This window comes from Mycobacterium sp. shizuoka-1 (genome assembly GCF_002723835.1).
Classification (GTDB): domain Bacteria; phylum Actinomycetota; class Actinomycetes; order Mycobacteriales; family Mycobacteriaceae; genus Mycobacterium.
In genome coordinates this window covers 26,419-44,367 of sequence record NZ_BEWG01000021.1, presented here as the reverse complement: position 1 = coordinate 44,367, position 17,949 = coordinate 26,419, and the positions used below count along the sequence as shown (strand labels likewise).

Annotated in this window: 19 protein-coding genes and 1 pseudogene; 13 read left to right on the top strand and 7 right to left on the bottom strand. The window is 69.3% G+C overall.

Annotated elements, in window-relative coordinates:
• The 4 genes from rnhA to MSZK_RS06475 form a co-directional block, all read right to left on the bottom strand.
• Positions 1–371 (bottom strand): ribonuclease HI (gene rnhA, locus MSZK_RS06490; protein ID WP_099246052.1); only part of this gene is annotated, 371 nt, incomplete at its 3' end.
• A complete protein-coding gene (locus MSZK_RS06485) occupies positions 368–994 on the bottom strand; it encodes a VOC family protein (RefSeq protein ID WP_099246050.1) in 627 nt (208 codons plus the stop codon). The genes rnhA and MSZK_RS06485, both read right to left, overlap by 4 nt.
• A 2-nt stretch (positions 995–996) precedes the next feature.
• Positions 997–2,865 (bottom strand): propionyl-CoA synthetase, encoded by a 1,869-nt coding sequence (locus tag MSZK_RS06480; RefSeq protein ID WP_099246048.1) that lies wholly within the window; start codon positions 2,863–2,865, stop codon positions 997–999.
• Between the two features lie 117 nt (positions 2,866–2,982).
• Entirely contained in the window at positions 2,983–3,411 is a 429-nt protein-coding gene (locus MSZK_RS06475) for an SRPBCC family protein (protein ID WP_099246046.1), read from the bottom strand.
• A gap of 44 nt (positions 3,412–3,455) precedes the next feature.
• Between MSZK_RS06475 and MSZK_RS06470 the strand changes: the two genes are divergently transcribed.
• Positions 3,456–4,256: an enoyl-CoA hydratase/isomerase family protein gene (locus MSZK_RS06470; RefSeq protein WP_099246044.1), complete on the top strand. Its 801-nt coding sequence runs from the start codon at positions 3,456–3,458 to the stop codon at positions 4,254–4,256.
• A gap of 3 nt (positions 4,257–4,259) precedes the next feature.
• Here the strand turns inward: MSZK_RS06470 and MSZK_RS06465 are convergent, their stop codons facing one another.
• A complete protein-coding gene (locus MSZK_RS06465; protein ID WP_099246042.1) occupies positions 4,260–5,123 on the bottom strand; it encodes a TIGR03619 family F420-dependent LLM class oxidoreductase in 864 nt (287 codons plus the stop codon).
• A gap of 342 nt (positions 5,124–5,465) precedes the next feature.
• On the opposite strand from MSZK_RS06465, the gene MSZK_RS06460 reads away from it, so the two are divergent.
• Genes MSZK_RS06460 through MSZK_RS06450 form a run of 3 tightly spaced genes read left to right on the top strand, consistent with a single transcriptional unit; the run spans position 5,466 to position 7,606 of the window.
• The gene (locus tag MSZK_RS06460; protein WP_099246040.1) at positions 5,466–6,299 is read left to right on the top strand and encodes a helix-turn-helix transcriptional regulator; all 834 of its coding nucleotides are present in this window, start codon (positions 5,466–5,468) and stop codon (positions 6,297–6,299) included.
• Between the two features lie 51 nt (positions 6,300–6,350).
• Positions 6,351–6,728: a BlaI/MecI/CopY family transcriptional regulator gene (locus tag MSZK_RS06455; RefSeq protein WP_099246038.1), complete on the top strand. Its 378-nt coding sequence runs from the start codon at positions 6,351–6,353 to the stop codon at positions 6,726–6,728.
• Complete coding sequence (locus MSZK_RS06450) at positions 6,728–7,606, top strand: M48 family metalloprotease (RefSeq protein ID WP_142389882.1); 879 nt, start codon at positions 6,728–6,730, stop codon at positions 7,604–7,606. The genes MSZK_RS06455 and MSZK_RS06450 overlap by 1 nt, the downstream gene beginning before the upstream one ends.
• On the opposite strand, the gene MSZK_RS06445 is transcribed toward MSZK_RS06450, so the two are convergent.
• Positions 7,603–8,088, bottom strand: coding sequence for a DUF2231 domain-containing protein (locus MSZK_RS06445; protein ID WP_099246034.1), 486 nt, complete (start codon positions 8,086–8,088; stop codon positions 7,603–7,605). The two genes, MSZK_RS06450 and MSZK_RS06445, sit on opposite strands and share 4 nt — an antisense overlap.
• A 109-nt stretch (positions 8,089–8,197) precedes the next feature.
• Between MSZK_RS06445 and MSZK_RS06440 the strand changes: the two genes are divergently transcribed.
• From MSZK_RS06440 to MSZK_RS06415, 7 genes and pseudogenes are all read left to right on the top strand, one after another.
• Positions 8,198–10,534, top strand: a complete 2,337-nt coding sequence (locus MSZK_RS06440) for a heavy metal translocating P-type ATPase (RefSeq protein WP_099246032.1) — start codon at positions 8,198–8,200, stop codon at positions 10,532–10,534.
• A complete protein-coding gene (locus MSZK_RS06435) occupies positions 10,531–11,697 on the top strand; it encodes an MFS transporter (protein WP_099246030.1) in 1,167 nt (388 codons plus the stop codon). The genes MSZK_RS06440 and MSZK_RS06435 overlap by 4 nt, the downstream gene beginning before the upstream one ends.
• A 10-nt stretch (positions 11,698–11,707) precedes the next feature.
• Positions 11,708–12,442: a precorrin-6A synthase (deacetylating) gene (gene cobF, locus MSZK_RS06430; RefSeq protein ID WP_099246028.1), complete on the top strand. Its 735-nt coding sequence runs from the start codon at positions 11,708–11,710 to the stop codon at positions 12,440–12,442.
• A gap of 28 nt (positions 12,443–12,470) precedes the next feature.
• A complete protein-coding gene (locus MSZK_RS06425; protein ID WP_099246026.1) occupies positions 12,471–12,863 on the top strand; it encodes a phage holin family protein in 393 nt (130 codons plus the stop codon).
• A gap of 18 nt (positions 12,864–12,881) precedes the next feature.
• Positions 12,882–13,118 (top strand): annotated as a pseudogene (locus MSZK_RS32855) (DNA-formamidopyrimidine glycosylase family protein); the annotation flags it as partial.
• 138 nt (positions 13,119–13,256) lie between these two features.
• The gene (locus MSZK_RS32850) at positions 13,257–13,745 is read left to right on the top strand and encodes a zinc finger domain-containing protein (protein WP_371411294.1); all 489 of its coding nucleotides are present in this window, start codon (positions 13,257–13,259) and stop codon (positions 13,743–13,745) included.
• 28 nt (positions 13,746–13,773) lie between these two features.
• Entirely contained in the window at positions 13,774–14,523 is a 750-nt protein-coding gene (locus tag MSZK_RS06415; RefSeq protein ID WP_099246022.1) for an SDR family oxidoreductase, read from the top strand.
• A gap of 52 nt (positions 14,524–14,575) precedes the next feature.
• Here the strand turns inward: MSZK_RS06415 and pgi are convergent, their stop codons facing one another.
• Positions 14,576–16,225 (bottom strand): glucose-6-phosphate isomerase, encoded by a 1,650-nt coding sequence (pgi, locus tag MSZK_RS06410; protein WP_099246020.1) that lies wholly within the window; start codon positions 16,223–16,225, stop codon positions 14,576–14,578.
• 51 nt (positions 16,226–16,276) lie between these two features.
• Here pgi and MSZK_RS06405 point away from each other — a divergent pair, with 51 nt between their 5' ends.
• Both MSZK_RS06405 and MSZK_RS32270 read left to right on the top strand, forming a co-directional pair.
• Entirely contained in the window at positions 16,277–17,734 is a 1,458-nt protein-coding gene (locus MSZK_RS06405) for an NAD-dependent succinate-semialdehyde dehydrogenase (RefSeq protein ID WP_099246056.1), read from the top strand.
• Positions 17,735–17,781: 47 nt separating this feature from the next.
• Complete coding sequence (locus MSZK_RS32270; protein WP_158230555.1) at positions 17,782–17,946, top strand: hypothetical protein; 165 nt, start codon at positions 17,782–17,784, stop codon at positions 17,944–17,946.
• Positions 17,947–17,949 lie beyond the last annotated feature (3 nt).

Genomic DNA, 17,949 nt, shown 5'->3' with positions numbered 1-17,949 from the left:
CCTTTCACCCAGAACCACTCGACCTGATGGCGGGCGCAGGCAATCTGCAGGCGCTGCCACAGGTCGACGTTCTTGACCGGTTGCTTGGCGGCGGTCAGCCAGCCGTTGCGCTCCCAGCCCGCCACCCACTGGGTGATGCCGTTTCGGACGTAGGTGCTGTCGGTGTAGAGGTGCACGCTCACCGGACGGGTGAGCGCCTCCAACGCCATGATCGGCGCCGTCAACTCCATCCGGTTGTTGCTCGTCGAGCCGGCCTCGCCGCCGCACATTTCGCGGACGTGCTGGCGCATCCGCAGCACCGCACCCCAGCCGCCCGGGCCCGGATTGGGCCGGCATCCGCCGTCGGTGTGGATGACAACCACATCGGTCATCGGCTGAGAATAGGCGGCGAGATCATCGCCGTCCGGACCGACATGCCCAGATCCTCATGCCGCAGCGTCGTGATCCGGCGTCCCGGCTGCACAGCGTCTTTGACCGGCAGGGTGCGGTCGCCGAAGAACGCCGCGGTCGCGTCGATGTCGGCGACGACGTAGGTGATGCCCCACAACGACGAAGGACCGTCACCCGCCGTGTCCGGCGCGCCGACGACTTCGACAATCACCGATCCCAGCCGGAAGAAGATCTGCCGGATCGGCCGGCCGCCGAGTTCGGCGTCGCGTTCCCTCCGCGGCTGCAGGCCGATGGCGGCCAACGCCGCCACCGTCCTCGTCAGGTCGGTGGAGAACAGCACCACATGGTCGATCGCGGTGACGCCGTTCGGATGGGCGGCCGGCTCGGCCGGAATCGCGATACTCCGGAAGGTGGGGATGCCGTCGAGCGGGCCGTCGTCGGGCAGGCCCCGCAGCGTCCACCCCAGAATGCCGTCGCCGTCTCCGAGCAGCCGGACCCGGACCTCACCGATCCGGCAGACACCGCCGGTGTCGACGCTGAAGCCGGCGTCGCGCCAGGCGTCGGCGGTGTCCCCGATCCGGATCTCGTCGACGGTGATCGGCATACCTAGCCCTGCAGGATCGGTCGCAACGTTTCCAGCACGGCCGGGTCCTCGATGGTCGACGGCATCGGCTCGTCCTTGCCGTGCGCGATGCCCCGCATCGTCTTGCGCAGGATCTTCCCGGAGCGGGTCTTCGGCAGCGCCGGGACCACATCGACGAGCCGGAAGCATGCCACCGCCCCGATCTCGTCGCGCACCGTGGCCACCAGTTCCTCGGCCAGCCCGTCGGCCGAAGCCCCGGCCTTGAGTACCACGAACCCGCGCGGCACCTGGCCCTTGATCTCGTCGGCCACCCCGATCACCGCGCACTCGGCCACCGCAGGATGCGAGGCCAGCACCGCCTCGATCGATCCCGTCGACAGCCGGTGTCCCGCAACGTTGATCACGTCGTCGATCCGGCCCATGACGAACAGGTAGCCGTCGGCGTCCAGATAGCCGCCGTCACCGGTCAGATAGAAGCCGGGGTGTTCGCACAGATACGACGCCTCATAGCGGGCGTCGTCGCCCCACAGCGTCGGCAGGGTTCCGGGCGGCAGCGGCAGGCTGATACAGATGGCGCCTTCCTCGCCCGGGCCACACGGCGAGCCGTCGACCTGCAGGATCTGCACGTCGTAGCCGGGCATCGGCACGGTCGGCGAGCCGGCCTTGATCCGAAGGTGTTCCACCCCCATGGGATTGGCGGCGATCGCCCATCCGGTCTCGGTCTGCCACCAGTGGTCGACAACCGGGATCCCCAGCTTGGCCGACGCCCACGCGTAGGTGTCCGGGTCCAGGCGCTCGCCGGCCTGGAACAGATACTTCAGCGCGGACAGGTCGTAGCGGCCGATGTGCGAACCCTCCGGATCCTCTTTGCGAATCGCCCGGATCGCCGTCGGCGCGGTGAACAACGCCTTGACCCCGTACTCGGAAACCACCCGCCAGAACGCGCCGGGATCCGGTGTGCCGATGGGCTTTCCCTCGTAGAGCACCGTCGTCGCGCCGGCCAACAGCGGCCCGTACACGATGTAGGAGTGGCCCACCACCCAGCCGACGTCGGAGGCCGCCCAGAACACGTCGCCCGCGTCGATGTCGTAGATGTGGCGCATGCTCCACAGCAGCGCCACCGCATGGCCGCCGTTGTCGCGGACGATGCCCTTCGGCTTGCCGGTGGTGCCCGAGGTGTAGAGCACATACAGCGGATCGGTGGCGGCTACCGGCACCGGGTCGGCCGGCGTGGCGGCGGCCATCACGTCGGCCCAGTCCACGTCGCGGCCGTCGACCAGCTCGCAGCGGTGCCGGTCGCGCTGGACGATCACGCACGCATCCGGGCGGTGGGTGGCCAGCTCCAGCGCGTGGTCGAGCATCGGCTTGTACTCCACCACCCGGGTCGGCTCGATACCGCAGGATGCCGAGACGATCACCGTCGGCTCGGCGTCGTCGATGCGGGTGGCCAGCTCGTGGGCGGCGAAGCCGCCGAACACCACCGAGTGCACCGCGCCCAGGCGGGCGCAGGCCAGCATGGCGATCACCGCCTCGGGGATCATCGGCATGTAGAGCACCACGCGGTCGCCCTTGCCGACTCCCAGTCCGCGCAGCACACCGGCGAAACGTGCTGTCTGGTCCAGCAATTCGCGATAGGTGTAGGTGCGCTTGGTCCCGGTGACGGGGGAGTCGTAGATCAGCGCGGCTTGCTCGCCCCGCTCGTCGACGTGCCGGTCCAGGGCATTGGCGCAGGTGTTCAGCTCGGCGTCGGGAAACCACCGGTAGAACGGTGGGTTGCTGTCGTCGAGGATCTGCTGCGGGGCGCGGGTCCACGACACCGCGCGGGCGGCCTGCGCCCAGAACGCTGCTGGGTCAGCGACGCTGGCGTCGAACAGTTCGCGATATCCGCCCATCCCGGCTCCTCCCGTCATTGGGTGGTAGCACGGTAGCGCGACGCGGCCGCGAAAACCTCCTCGACGTCCGGTTTGTCGGTGAACGCGGCGCCATCTGCGCCGAACGGGCGGATCCGCTCAGGCCAAAGCGGCCAGATTCTCCACCGACTTCTGCACCTCGCCCTTGAGTACACGGGCCACGAGATTGCCGACCGGCCCGTTCAGCAGGCCGCCGGAAATGTCGGCGTTGAGCCGGAAGCAGGTGCCCGGGTGCTGGTCGTCGACGTGCATGGCGATGCCGATCCCGATGCCGCCCCGCCCCCAGCCACGCAGCTCGATCGTCTTGGGAGCGTCGTAATTGGTGACGTTCCAGTGGATGGTGTTGCGGAAGCCCTTCACCTTGATCAGCGACGACACCTGGGTGCCCTCCTTGATCACCAGCGGCACCGGGCTGCGCCAGTCGCCGAAGATCGTCATCCATTCGTCGAAGCGGTGCAGATCCGAGGCCAGTTCCCAGGCTCGCGCGGGGGGCACGGCAGAGGGAACCGCGACGTCAACGGTTGCCATGGCGCCCGGAGTACCCGGGGTCGGGCCGGGCTAATCTGCACGTCATGGCTGCTGTGGAATTCGAGGTCCTCGACGACGGGATCGCCGGCGTCACCCTGAATCGGCCCGATCTGCTGAACGCGATCGACGGTGCCCTGATCGACGGACTCGACGCTGTGCTCGACGAGCTGAGCTCGTGGAAGTACCGGGTCGCAGTCCTGACCGGCGCCGGTCGCGGCTTCTGCGCGGGAGCCGACCTCAGCGGCACCGGGCAGCCGTGGACCGCCCCGGCCGGCGCGCCGTTCAAGACCACGTATGACGCGCAGGTCCGGCTGGCCGACCAGCTCACCCGGCTCTACGAGCTCCCCATCCCGGTGGTCGCGGCCGTCAACGGCGTGGCCGTGGGCGGCGGCCTGGCCTATGCCCTGCACTGCGACATCCGGATCGCGTCGGACACCGCGCGGTTCGGCTCGGTGTTCATCAAGGCGGGGTTCTCGTCACTGGACATGGGCACCAGTTACCTGCTGCCCAAGATCGTGGGTGCGGGCGCCGCGCGGGAGATGATGCTGACCGGGCGGATCATCGACGCGCAGGAGGCCTACCGGATCGGGCTGGTGCACGAGGTGGTGCCCGCCGACCGGCTCGCCGATGCCGCGCTGGAGATGGCGCGCAGCATCGCCGCCAACAACGCCTTCGGTGTCTGGCAGACCAAGACCGGGCTGAATGCCGCCCTGGACGCGCCGAGCCTGCGGCACGCCAAGGAGATCGAGAACCGCACGCAGATCCTGACGGGATTCACCAACAACCCACATGAGGCCGCGATGGCGCACCGCGAGAAGCGGGCGCCGCGGTGGGATCCGCTGTGACGGTTAGACTTTCGCCATCACGTTCTCGGCGAACCACTCCAGATTGCGGATCTTGGCGTCCAACGGCTCGGTGTCGGGTCCCTTGACGTAGGGGATGCGGAACCCGACGATGACGTCGGTGACGCCCTTGTCCTCGAGGCGCTTCACCCCGTCGACGGTGAAGGCGTCCGCCGAGATCACGTGGATCTGGAAATCCCCGGTCTGACCTTCTTCTTCGCGGTAGCGATTGAGCTTGGCCAGCAGCTCGTCGAGATCCTCGGTGCCGCCGCCGTGCATCCACCCGTCGTTGCGCGCGGCCCGGCGCAGCGCGGCGTCGGCGTGCCCGCCGATCAGGATCGGGATGGGTTGCGACGGTGCGGGCGTCATCTTGGTCTTGGGGATGTCGAAGAACTCACCGTGATACTCGAAGTAGTCACCGCTGGTGAGCCCGCGGATGATGTCGATGCATTCGTCCATCCGCTTGCCGCGCTTGGCGAACGGCACACCCATCAGCTCGTAGTCCTCGGGCCACGGGCTGGTTCCGACACCGAGTCCGACCCGGTTGCCGATAAGTGCGGCCAGCGAACCGGCCTGCTTGGCCACCAGGGCGGGCGGGCGGATCGGCAGCTTGAGGACGAAGAAGTTGAAGTGCAGGTTGGTGGTCACCGCGCCCAGCGCCGCGGTGATCACGAAGGTCTCGATGAACGCCTTGCCGTCCAGGAACTCACGGTTGCCGTCCGGGGTGTAGGGATACGTCGAGTCCGATTCGAACGGATACGCGACGCTGTCCGGGATCGTCATCGCGTGATAGCCGGCTGCTTCGGCGGCCTTCGCCAACGGGATGTAGAACGTCGGATCGGTCATCGCCTCGGCGTACGTGAATCGCATGAGCCGATAGTAGAACGTGTTCTACCTGTGGGGAGATCATTGCTGGTGATCGGGCTGAACTGTTCGCAGCCGCGATGACCGAGTAGTCTTCGCGAAGGGCTGAGAACAATGCCCGCACCGTCTGCCGTCGTCGGGACGTGTGTATCCGCTCATGTCGCATGAGCCGCCGGCCAGTTCTCATGTCATCCGAAGTCAGGACCGACGATCACCGTTGTCACGGGCGTTCATCCGCACCGCACCACCTGCACCACCGCCGACGCCGGCGCCGCCGCCGCGTTCTTCCACAGTGCCTGGGGCGCCCGGGGGCGCATCGACGGACTTCATCCCGACCATCCGATCCGGATGTCGCGGACGGCGATCGGCTCCGCCTGCCTCACGACGGCCGAGTTGCCGAGCGCGCTGGAATTCGAGACCGCCAGCTGGCCCTGCTATCTCGTCACCCACGTGAGGGCGGGTGCCGTGCAGGTCGGGACCACCGCCCGCGCCCAGCGATGCGCGACGGGCGATGTGGTGCTGGCCGCGCGGCCGGGTCGGCCGGCCTGGGCGCAGACGATCGATGCCGAAGTGTCGGTGGCGACCCTCGCGCCGCAGGCACTGCTGCGGATCATCGGTGACCCCCGGTCCGACGGCCGGCCCGCGGTCCGTTTCACCTCCGGACGACCCCGCTCGCCAGCCGCCGCCGGGCAGTGGCAGGCGGCCGTCGACTACGTCGCGGCGACGATGCAGGGCACGCTGGGCGCAGCCGACGCCCCGCTGGTGGTGGGTGGCGCGGTCTCCCTGCTGGCCTCGACGCTGCTGCACGTGTTCCCCAACACCTACGCCGACGCCGAACCGGCCGAGGCGCCCGAGGTTGCCACACCGCAGCTGCGGCAGGCCATCGACTACATCCACGACAACTGCGCCCGCGACGTCGCGATGGCCGACATCGCCGCCGCCATCCACGTCACGCCCAGAGCGGTGCAGTACATGTTCCGCAGGCACCTGGACACCACGCCGATCGCCTACCTGCGCCGCGTGCGCCTCGATCGCGCCCATCGAGATCTGTTGGCCGCCGACCCGTCCTGCGACACCGTCGCGGCGATCGCGACCCGCTGGGGGTTCGCCCACACCGGGCGGTTCAGCCAGGTCTACCGGGCCGAATTCGGGGAGTCGCCGAACGTCACTCTGCACGGCTGAGGCCCGGCGGCGGGCCCGGGTGTGCCTATCCTTGGCCGGAGAGGATCATCCGTGCGCAGACAACCCGGCAGTCTGGAAGACGCCATCATCGCGGCCCTGGGCCGTGCCGCCGCCATGAGCGTCGCCGAAGTGCGCGCCGAACTCGGCGGCGACCTCGCGCACACCACGGTGATGACCGCGCTGGTCCGATTGACCGACAAGCAGCTGGTCACCAGGACCAAACAGGGGCGCGCCTTCGTCTATTCACTGGCCGCGCCGGCCGACGACCTGCCGGCCCTGCGGTCGGCCATCAGGATGCGTAACGAGCTGCACCGCCGCAAAGCGCCCGAGCGCGCCGACGTGCTGGCCAACTTCGTCGCCGCCCTGGAACCCGCTGACGAGGAAGCTCTGCGAAAATTGTTGGCCGACAACGATTCCAGTTCGTCGTGATGCTCTGGTTCATGCTGGCCGCGCCGTGGCTGGTCGCTGCCGTGTTGACGTTGCGACTGCCTTCGGCCGAGGGGCTGTTCACCCCGGAGTGGCTGACCAAGGTCCTGGCCGGCACCGCCGCGGTGCTGGCGATCACCACGTGGACGTCGGCGCTGGCGGTGGCGACGATCGCGAGCGCAGCCCGGTTCGCCCCGCTGCGGATCACGGCGCTTCTGGTGGCCGGCTGGCTGGTGTGGACCCTGTTCGGCGCTGTCCGCCACGGATGTCAGGCGGTGACGAATGTGCGTGCGGGACGGCTCTTTCGGAACAGCCCGCACCGCTCCGGTGACGTGCTGGAAGTCGACTCGCAGATACCGGACGCATTCGCGGTGCCGGGCCGGCGCGCGGTCGTCGTCGTCACCAGCGCGCTGGCGGCGGCCCTGAGCGACGACGAGTTGGGTGCCGTGCTCCGCCACGAGCGGGCCCATCTGGCCGGTCGCCACTCGCTGCTCATCCAGGCGGTGCAGGTGGCGGCCCGGCTCAACCCGCTGCTGGGACCGTGGACGGCCGCCATCCGATACGCCGCCGAGCGGGCCGCCGACGAGCGGGCGGCGGCGACTGATCGCACCGCCGCGCTGCGCGCAGTCGCCAAGGCGGCGCTGGTGTGCTCCGGGAGCGCCTCGTCGGCATGGACCGGGATGGGTGGGCGGCGCGCCGAGGTGATGCGGCGCGTCGACGCGCTGCAGCGGCCCGGCCCGCGGCCCCAGCGCAGGTGGCTGCTGGTCGCCGCGACCCTGCTGGTGCTGGGGATGGGAGCCGATCTGGTCGTGGTCGCCGACGTCGCCCAGGACCGGATCGCACCCGAGCCCGGCGAAGCGGCCGGCGCGGTGTTCAGCTAGTCGTCGGACGGTGCCGGCGAACTCTGCGCCAGGTCACCCCAGGTGGCCTTGGCGCCCGAATCGCCGATGCGATACACCTGCACGACGGTCGCGACCGCGGCCAGCACCACGAACACCGTGATCGCGATCGACAACGCCGAGGACAACGCCTGGCCGCGGCTCGCACGCACGTGCACGACCACCAGCAACGCCGCCGCGATGAGCAAGGCGAGCGAGAAGTAGACCATCGTGTCGCCGAGTTCGGTGTGGGCGTGCAGCGTCGGCGATCGTCCCACCTGGTGTTCGAGCCATTCGCCGGCTTCGGTCGTCAATGGCGTCAGCCCCGCCGTGATCACCGCCAGCGCCACCACCAACCACACCAGCCGTTGCCGGGCAGCCGGCCACACCGCGCACAGGATCGCCAGTACCGCGGTCAGCGGGGCCAGCACCACGATGAAGTGCACCAGCAGTGCGTGGGCGGGAAGACCGTTGAATGTCGACACTGTTTCTCCTGCCGATGGGTGGGCGGCGCCTCAGCCGCGAATACTACATACCCTGTAGTAGTTGCCGCAGTGCGCCACAAGCCGTCACACACCGGAGATCATGGCTGATATGGACGACCCAGTGCCGAAGAATGCCGGTCTCGCTGGGGGATTCGTGCGCTGGGCGCTGCTCGCCGTGACCCTGGTCGCACTGCTCGCCGGCGGCGTCGCCTGGCTGCTCGGCACCCGCGAGATGGCCGACCTCTGCTGGATCGCCGGGACCGTCGCTGCGATCCTGCCCGCGTTGTGGTGGGTCGTCGGCGCCATCCGGGCCGGCCGCGTGGGGGTGGACGTGCTGGCCGTGTTGTCGCTCGGTGGTGCGCTGGCCGTGCGGGAATACCTGGCGGGCGCGCTGATCGGGGTCATGCTCGCCACCGGTCAGGCGCTCGACGCCGCTGCCGAGCGACGGGCCACCAAGGATTTGCGGGCGCTGCTCGACCGGGTGCCGCGCACCGCACGCAGACGGACGCCGGACGGCGTCGAGGTGGTCGCCCTGGACGCCGTCGTGGTCGACGACGTCGTCGTCGTGGGACCGGGCGAGGTGTTGCCGGTCGACGGCATGGTGCTGACGGACTCCGCCGTGCTCGACGACTCCGCGCTGACCGGCGAATCGGTGCCCGTCCGGTGCGACCGCGGCGAACCGGTGCGCAGCGGCAGCGTCAACGCCGGCAGCGGGCTCGAGTTGCGCGCCACCGCGACAGCGGCCGACAGCACCTACGCCGGGATCGTCCGGCTGGCCAGACAGGCGGCGGCCGAGTCGGCGCCGGTGGTGCGCATCGCCGATCGCGCCGCCGCCTGGTTCTTGCCCGTGGCGCTGACCGTGGCGGGCCTGGCCTGGATCCTCAGCGGTTCGCCTGATCGCGCGGTCGCGGTTCTGGTGGTGGCCACACCGTGCCCGTTGCTGCTGGCGGCGCCCGTCGCGATCGTGTCCGGGCTGTCCCGGGCGTCGCGGATCGGGGTGCTGGTCCGGGGTGGCGGTGCCCTCGAAACACTCGGCCGGGCAACCACGTTGGTTCTGGACAAGACCGGAACGCTGACGTCGGGACGACCCCGCGGAACGGACATCGTCGTCGGCCCAGGCTGGACGATCGACGAGGTGCTCCGGCTGGCCGCGTCAGCCGACCAACTCTCGCCCCACGTGCTTGCCGCCGCGATCGTCGACGAGGCCCGCCTGCACGGTGTGACCCTGAGCATGCCCGGCTCGGTCACCGAGGAGGCCGGCATCGGGGTGTCGGCGGTGGTGGACGGAAAACGGGTCACCGTCGGCAATCTCAGCCTCGACGGTGACGTGCCGGAGTGGGCGGCGGCCGTGCTGTCCCGGGCGTCGTTGGACGGTGCGGTGGTGGCCTGGGTCAGCGTCGACGGTGAGCTGGCCGGCGCCCTGTTGCTCACCGATCCGCTGCGACCCGACGCCCCGCGGACCCTGCGACGCCTCCGCGCCGCCGGGATGACTCGGCTCGTGATGCTCACCGGCGACCGGCCCGCCCCCGCACAGCAGGTGGGCACCGTGCTCGGTCTCGACGAGGTCGCCGCACAGCAGACCCCGGCGAACAAGGTGGCGCGGGTGCGCGCCGAGAGCGAGCGGGCGGTGACGGCCATGGTCGGCGACGGCGTCAACGATGCGCCCGCGCTGGCCGCCGCCGACGTCGGCATCGCGATGGGCGCCCGCGGCGCCACGGCGAGCTCCGAGGCCGCCGACATCGTCCTCACCTCCGACCGGCTCGACCGGCTCGCCGACGCCAAGATGATCGCCCGCCGGTCGCGGCGCATCGCGGTGCAGAGCGCCGCGGTGGGAATGAGTCTGTCGCTGGTGGCCATGGGATTCGCCGCCGTCGGATGGCTGCCGCCGGCCTGGGGTGCGCTGCTGCAGGAAGGCATCGATCTCGCAGTGATCCTCAACGCGCTGCGGGCGGTCCGCGGCGATCACACCGGGCTTCCACCGCTGAGCCACGACGCCGAAGAACTCGTCCGGCGGTTCTCCGCCGAACACGACCAGATGCGCGACGACCTGTCGATCCTGCGCGACACCGCCCACCAGGTCGCCGCCGGGCAGCTGACCGACGCGCTGGTGTCGCTGCGCGCCGCCGACTCCTTCCTGCAGGACACGCTGCTTCCGCACGAGGACGCCGAGGACAGCGCCCTGTATCCCGAACTGGCCCGGCCGCTGGGCAGCACCGAGGCCACCGCGACGATGAGCCGGATGCACGCCGAAATCCATCGCCTGGCGCAGCGTCTGCACACCCACCGCGAGCTGGCCGACGAGGCGGGCGCGATCCGCGACGACCAGGCCGACGACCTGATGGCGTGCCTCTACGGCCTGTATGCGCTGCTGCGGCTGCACTTCGTGCAGGAAGAGGAGAACTTCTTCGTGCTCGCGCCCGCATTCCTGAACCCGGATCAGGTGTGAGCGCGTGGCTGACCCGCAACGTGCGGGTGCTCTCGGCGGTGTCGTTTCTGCAGGATGCCGCCAGTGAGCTGCTCTACCCGCTGCTGCCCATCTACCTCACCGCCGTGCTCGGCGCGCCGCCGTCGGTCGTCGGGGCCATCGAAGGCGCGGCCGAGGGTGCCGCATCGCTGACCAAGATCGCGGTCGGCCCATTAGGCGACCGTTTCAGCAAACGCCCTTTGATCGCAACGGGATACGGGATGGCCGCACTGGGTAAGGTCATCATCGCCGTCGCCGCCGCGTGGCCCGGCGTGCTGGCCGGCCGCGTGGTGGACCGCCTCGGCAAGGGGATCCGAGGTGCCCCGCGCGATGCGCTGCTGGTCGACGGCGTCGACCCGGCCTTGCGCGGCAGGGTGTTCGGCTTCCACAGAGCGATGGACACCATGGGCGCCGTGGTCGGTCCGCTGCTCGGGCTGGTCGGCTACGAACTGCTGGATCACCGCATCCCGCCACTGCTGTACATCGCGATCGTCCCCGCGGTGCTCTCGGTGCTGCTGGTCGCCGCGGTGCGCGACCCGCGCCGCACGGGTCCCCGCCGGACCCCCGGGCAGCCGATCTTCCGCGGGCTGCGTGAGCTGCCGCGGCGATATTGGCGGGTGACCGCGCTGCTGGTGGCCTTCGGTGCCGTCAACTTCCCCGATGCGCTACTGCTGTTGCGGCTCAACGAGATCGGCTTCGGTGTCGCCGAGGTGATCCTCGCCTACGTCGGCTACAACCTGGTGTACGCGCTGGGCAGTTTCCCGGCCGGCGTGCTGGCCGACCGGCTGCCCCGCTCCGCCGTCTTCGGCTTCGGGCTGGTCTTCTTCGCCGTCGGCTACATCGGATTGGGGTTGACCACCGACCGGGTCGCGGCCTGGTTGCTGATCGCGGCATACGGGATGTTCACGGCCTGCACCGACGGCGTCGGCAAGGCATGGATCTCGACGTTGGTCGGCGCTGACCGGCAGGCCGGCGCACAGGGAGTCTTCCAGGGCGCCAGCGGTTTCGCGGTGCTGGCCGCCGGATTGTGGGCCGGATTCCTGTGGGGCGCCGACGGCCGGCTGCCGCTGCTGGTCTCCGGAGTGGTCGGCGGCTGCTTCGCGGTGGTGCTGCTGGCTCCGATGGTGCTTCGTCGCCATCGTTAGGCTGACCGGCATGCGCTTCATCCACGTCATCGGCATCGGTGCCGGCGATCCCGACTATGTGACGGCGCAGGCGGTCCGGGCGCTGCGCGACACCGACGTGTTCTTCGCGATGGACAAGGGCGAGGCCAAGAGCGACCTCGTCGCGCTGCGCCGGGAGATCTGCGCGCGGTTCATCCCGGAACCGCGCTACCGCTTCGTCGAGCTGCCCGATCCGAAACGCGCGTCCGACGGCGACTACACCCAGGCTGTCGCCGACTGGCACCGCGCCCGCGCCCGGCTGTGGGCGCAGGCCATCGACACCGAACTCGGGCCCGACGGGGTCGGGTCCTTTCTGGCCTGGGGCGACCCGTCGCTCTACGACAGCGCCCTGCGCATACTCGACGACGTACGCCGGCATGTCGACATCGAATACGACGTCATCCCCGGCATCACCGCCGTGCAGGCGCTGACCGCTCGGCACCGCATCCCGCTCAACGACGTCGGTGAGCCCGTGCTGATCACCACCGGACGGCAGCTGCGCAGCACCGGGGTGACCGGCTCGGCGGTGGTGATGCTCGACGGGGACTGTTCCTTCCTGAGTTGCCCGCCGCACACCCGCATCTGGTGGGGCGCTTACCTCGGCACACCCGACGAGCTGCTGATGTCGGGCACGGTCGGTGAGGTCGGGGAGCGCATCGTGGCGCTGCGCGACAACGCCCGCGCGCAACACGGCTGGATCATGGACATCTATCTCTTACGGGCGTAGCCGGCCGCGCTTCTGGGAAGATCGCGGCATGGGATCGTTTCTCCTTCGCGCCGCAGTCACCGGACTGGCGCTGTGGGTCGTCACGCTGATCGTGCCCGGCATCGGTTTCGTCGGCGGCGACACCACGCTGCAGCGGGTCGGCATCGTGCTGGTGGTCGCGGTGATCTTCGGGCTGGTCAACGCGATCGTCAAGCCGCTGGTGCAGATCCTGTCGATACCGCTGTACATCCTGACTCTCGGACTGATCCACATCGTCATCAATGCGCTGATGTTGTGGATCACCGCCTGGATCACCGAGCACACCACGCACTGGGGCCTGCAGATCGACCAGTTCTGGTGGACCGCGATCTGGGCGGCGATCGTGCTGTCGATCGTCGGCTGGTTGTTCTCGCTGCCGTTCAAGGACCCCGCCCACCGCTGACCCGGCTAGCCTGGACAGATGCCCGAACTCCCCGAAGTCGAGGCCCTCGCCGACCACCTGCGTCGGCATGCTGTCGGCTCGACGATCGGGCGTGTCGACGTCGGCGCACTGTCGGTGCTCAAGACCTTCGACCCGCCGCCGACGGCCCTGCACGGCCGGACCGTCACGGACGCGGCGCGCTGGGGCAAATATCTGGGCCTGCAGGCCGGCGATCTGTACCTGATCACCCACCTGTCGCGGGCGGGCTGGCTGAGATGGAGCGACAAGCTCGCCGGGGCCCCGCTCAAACCCGGCAAGGGCCCGATCGGCCTGCGGGTGCACCTCGGAACACCGGGGGTGGCCGCGGGATTCGATCTCACCGAGGCCGGCACCCAGAAACGGCTTGCGGTGTGGATCGTCGACGACCCGGCCACGGTCCCCGGCATCGCGGGTCTGGGCCCCGACGCGCTGGAGATCGGTCCCGAGCAGCTGGCGGAAATCCTTGCGCCGCACGGCGGCCGGATCAAGACGGTGATCACCGACCAGAAGGTGATCGCCGGAATCGGAAACGCCTACAGCGACGAGATCCTGCACGTCGCCAAGCTGTCGCCGTTCGCGACGGCCAACAAGCTCACCGCTGGGCAGCGAGGTGCATTGCACGACGCGATGCTCTCGGTGCTGACCGACGCCGTGCAACGGTCGGTCGGTCAGCAGGCGGCAACCCTGAAGGGGGAGAAGCGATCTGGACTGCGGGTGCATGCTCGCACCGGCTTACCGTGCCCGGTCTGCGGGGACACCGTGCGCGAGGTGTCGTTCGCCGACAAGTCGTTTCAGTACTGTCCGACCTGTCAGACCGGCGGCAAAGTGCTGGCCGACCGGCGGATGTCGCGGCTGCTGAAATAGCGCTCCGGTCCGGCGTTAAGCTGCCCGGATGACCCGCCAGAGAATCCTCATCACCGGTGCCAGTTCCGGGCTCGGCGCCGGCATGGCCCGCGCGTTTGCCGCCAAGGGGCGTGACCTCGCGCTGTGCGCGCGGCGGATCGACCGCCTCGAGGAACTGAAGGCCGAACTGAGCCAGGCACACCCGAACATCACGATCGCCGTCGCCGCCCTCGACGTCAACGACCACGACCAGGTGCCCGCGGTGTTCGCCGCGCTCGCCGACGAACTCGGCGGCATCGACCGGGTGGTCGTCAACGCCGGTCTGGGCAAGGGCGCCGTGCTCGGTACGGGCAAGTTGTGGGCCAACAAGGCCACCATCGAAACCAATCTGGTCGCCGCGCTGGTGCAGATCGAGACCGCCCTGGCGATGTTCAGGGCGGCGGGTTCCGGGCATCTGGTGCTGATCTCGAGCGTGATGGGCAACAAGGGCGTTCCCGGGGTCAAGGCGGCCTACGCCGCGAGCAAGGCCGGGCTGACCTCGCTGGGGCAGTCACTTCGGGCCGAATATGCTTCCGGCCCAATCACAGTCACCGTGATCGAACCCGGTTACATCGAATCGGAGATGACCGCGAAGTCCAACACCACCATGCTGATGGTCGACACCGACACCGGGGTGCGCCAGATCGTCGCGGCGATCGAACGTGAATCCGGTCGTGCGATCGTGCCGGCCTGGCCGTGGATTCCGTTGGTCGCGCTGATGAAGATCGTGCCGACGCGCTTCGCCAAGCTGTTCGCCTGAGCGATTTCGGCGCGGAAACCGTCGCTGGGCGAACGTTTCCGCGCCGAAATCGCTAGCGAGTCCGGCCGCGCTCCTCGCGGTAGCGGCGCACCAGCTCGTCGGTCGAGCTGTCGGTCTGTGCCGGCGGCGAGCTGTCGGCGGTGATCACCCCGAGCAGCGCCTTGGCTTGGGTCTTGCCCAGCTCGACACCCCACTGGTCGAACGAGTCGATACCCCAGATCACGCCCTCGGTGAAGACCTGATGTTCGTAGAGCGCGATCAGCTGGCCCACCACCGACGGGGTCAGCCGGTTGGCCAGGATCGACGTGCTGGGCCGGTTGCCCGGCATCACCTTGTGCGGCACGACGTTTTCGGGTGTTCCTTCGGCCGCGATCTCCGCGGCGGTCTTGCCGAACGCCAGCACCTGGGTCTGGGCGAAGAAGTTGCTCATCAGCAGGTCATGCATGCTCCCCCGACCGTCGGCGGTGGGCAGGTCGTCGGTGGGCTCGGAGAACCCGATGAAGTCTGCGGGCACCAGCCGGGTGCCCTGGTGTAGCAGCTGAAAGAACGCGTGCTGGCCGTTGGTTCCCGGCTCGCCCCAGAAGATCTCACCGGTCGGGGTGGTCACCGGCGACCCGTCAGCCTGCACCGACTTGCCGTTGGACTCCATGGTCAGCTGCTGCAGATACGCCGCGAAGCGCGCCAGGTCGTTGGAGTACGGCAGCACCGCGCGCGTCTCGGCACCGAAGAAGCCGGAGTACCACAGCCCGATCAGGCCCAGCAGGGCCGGCGCGTTGGCCTCCAGCGGCGCGGTGGCGAAGTGCCGGTCGACGATGTGGAATCCGGACAGGAAGTCGGCGAACGCCTCGCGGCCGATCACCGCCATCACCGACAGCCCGATCGCCGAGTCCACCGAGTACCGGCCGCCCACCCAGTCCCAGAAGCCGAACATGTTGGCGGTGTTGATGCCGAAGCTGTCGACCAGCTTCTTGTTCGTCGACACCGCCACGAAGTGCTTGGACACCGCGGCGTCCCCCAGCGCATCGGTCAGCCAGCGCCGTGCGGCGGTGGCGTTGGTCAGCGTCTCCAGCGTCGAGAACGTCTTGGAGGCCACGATGAAAAGCGTTGTGGCGGGATCGAGTCCGTCCAGCTTGGCGACCAGGTCGGCCGGGTCGACATTGGAGACGAACCGCGCCGAGATGCCGGCGTCGGCGTAGTGCCGTAGCGCCTGGTACACCATCACCGGGCCCAGGTCCGAGCCGCCGATGCCGATGTTGACCACCGTTTTGATCCGCTCACCGGTGGCGCCCGTCCACTCGCCGTTGCGCAGCCGGTCGGTGAAGTCCCCCATCGCGTCCAGCACCTCATGCACGTCGGCGACCACGTTCTGACCGTCAACGACCAGCTTGGCGTCGCGAGGCAGCCGCAGCGCGGTGTGCAGCACCGCGCGGTCCTCGGAGGTGTTGATGTGCTCGCCGGCCAGCATCGCGTCCCGGCGCGCTTCGAGGTGCGCCGCGCGGGCGAGGTCGACCAGCAACGTCAGCGTCTCCCGGGTGACGCGGTGCTTGCTGTAGTCGATGTACAGGTCACCGACGCGCAGCGTGAGCTCGCGGCCGCGGTCAGGATCGTCGGCGAAGAGCTCGCGGAGGTGTTTCCCGGCGATCTGGTCATGGTGGCGACGCAGCGCGTTCCATTCGGGGGTGGCGGAAATGTCTCCAGTCATTCCTTCGACCCTAGTGCGGAGAAGTGTCCAAGGGAGTAGATGATGGAGGGTATGAGCTCTCCAGACATTGAACGGCTGTTGGCCTCGGTCCCCACCGGATTGTGGATCGGCGGTGAGGAGCGGCCCGGCTCGTCGACGTTCGAGGTCCACGACCCGGCCAACGACACCGTGATCACCACGGTGGCCGACGCCGGCGGCGCGGACGCGGTCGCGGCGCTGGACGCCGCCTGCGCGGTCCAGGCGCAGTGGGCGGCCACACCGGCCCGGGAGCGCGGCGAGATCCTGCGCTCGGTGTTCGAGACGATCATCGACCGCGCCGACGACCTGGCCACGCTGATGACGCTGGAGATGGGCAAGGTCGTCGCCGAGAGCATGGGCGAGGTCAAATACGGCGCCGAGTTCTTCCGCTGGTTCGCCGAGGAGGCGGTGCGCATCGGCGGACGGTACGTGCCGTCCCCGGCAGGCACCGGCCGCATCATCGTCACCAAGCAGCCCGTCGGCCCCTGCTACGCGATCACCCCGTGGAACTTCCCGCTGGCCATGGGGACTCGCAAGATCGGGCCGGCGTTCGCGGCGGGCTGCACCATGATCGTCAAGCCGGCCCAGGAGACGCCGCTGACCATGCTGCTGCTGGCCAAGCTGATGGACGAGGCGGGCCTGCCCAAGGGCGTGCTGTCGGTGCTGCCCACCAGCAGGCCCGGTGAGGTCACCAAGGCCCTGATCGACGACGGCCGGCTGCGCAAGCTGACCTTCACCGGCTCCACCGGCGTCGGCAAGGCGCTGGTTGCCCAGTCCGCGGACAAGCTGCTGCGCACATCGATGGAACTCGGCGGAAACGCGCCGTTCGTGGTCTTCGACGACGCCGACGTCGACGCCGCCGTCGAGGGCGCGATGCTGGCCAAGATGCGCAACGGTGGCGAGGCCTGCACCGCGGCCAACCGCATCCACGTCGCCAATGCCGTGATCGAGGAATTCACCGACAAGTTCGTCAAGCGGATGGGCGAGGTGAACCTGGGCAACGGACTGGACCCGGCGGCCAAGCTCGGCCCGCTGGTCAACACCAAGCAACTGGCCAAGGTGCAGGAACTGGTCGACGACGCCGTCAACAAGGGCGCGACGGTGGCCCTCGGCGGCCAGGCCCCCGGCGGCCCCGGCAACTTCTACCCGGCCACCGTGCTGACCGACGTCCCGCCGGACGCCCGCATCCTCACCGAGGAGGTGTTCGGTCCGGTCGCCCCGATCATCGGCTTCGACACCGAGGAGGACGGCATCGCCGCGGCCAACAACACCGAATACGGGCTGGCGTCCTACATCTACACCGAATCGCTGGACCGGGCGTTGCGGGTGGCCGAGGCCATCGAGTCGGGCATGGTCGGCGTGAACCGGGGCGTCATCTCCGACCCGGCCGCCCCATTCGGCGGCGTCAAGGAATCCGGGTTCGGCCGGGAAGGCGGCTACGAGGGCATCGAGGAGTACCTCGACACCAAGTACATCGCGCTGACCAAGTAGTGGCGGGCATCACGCTTGCAATTGCAAGCAGTGGGTATCCGTGCGCCATGAAGATCAGCAGTTATCAGGTGCCGGTGCGCCGGGCGGTGCCCGAGTTCGTCGTCGCCCAGCTGTCCGGCGCGATCGCCGGCCTGGTGCTCGCTGCGGATCAGCTGTGGCCGGAGGCGCCGCGGCGCCACAAGATCGTCGATCGGGACCTCACGCGCTGCTGATGC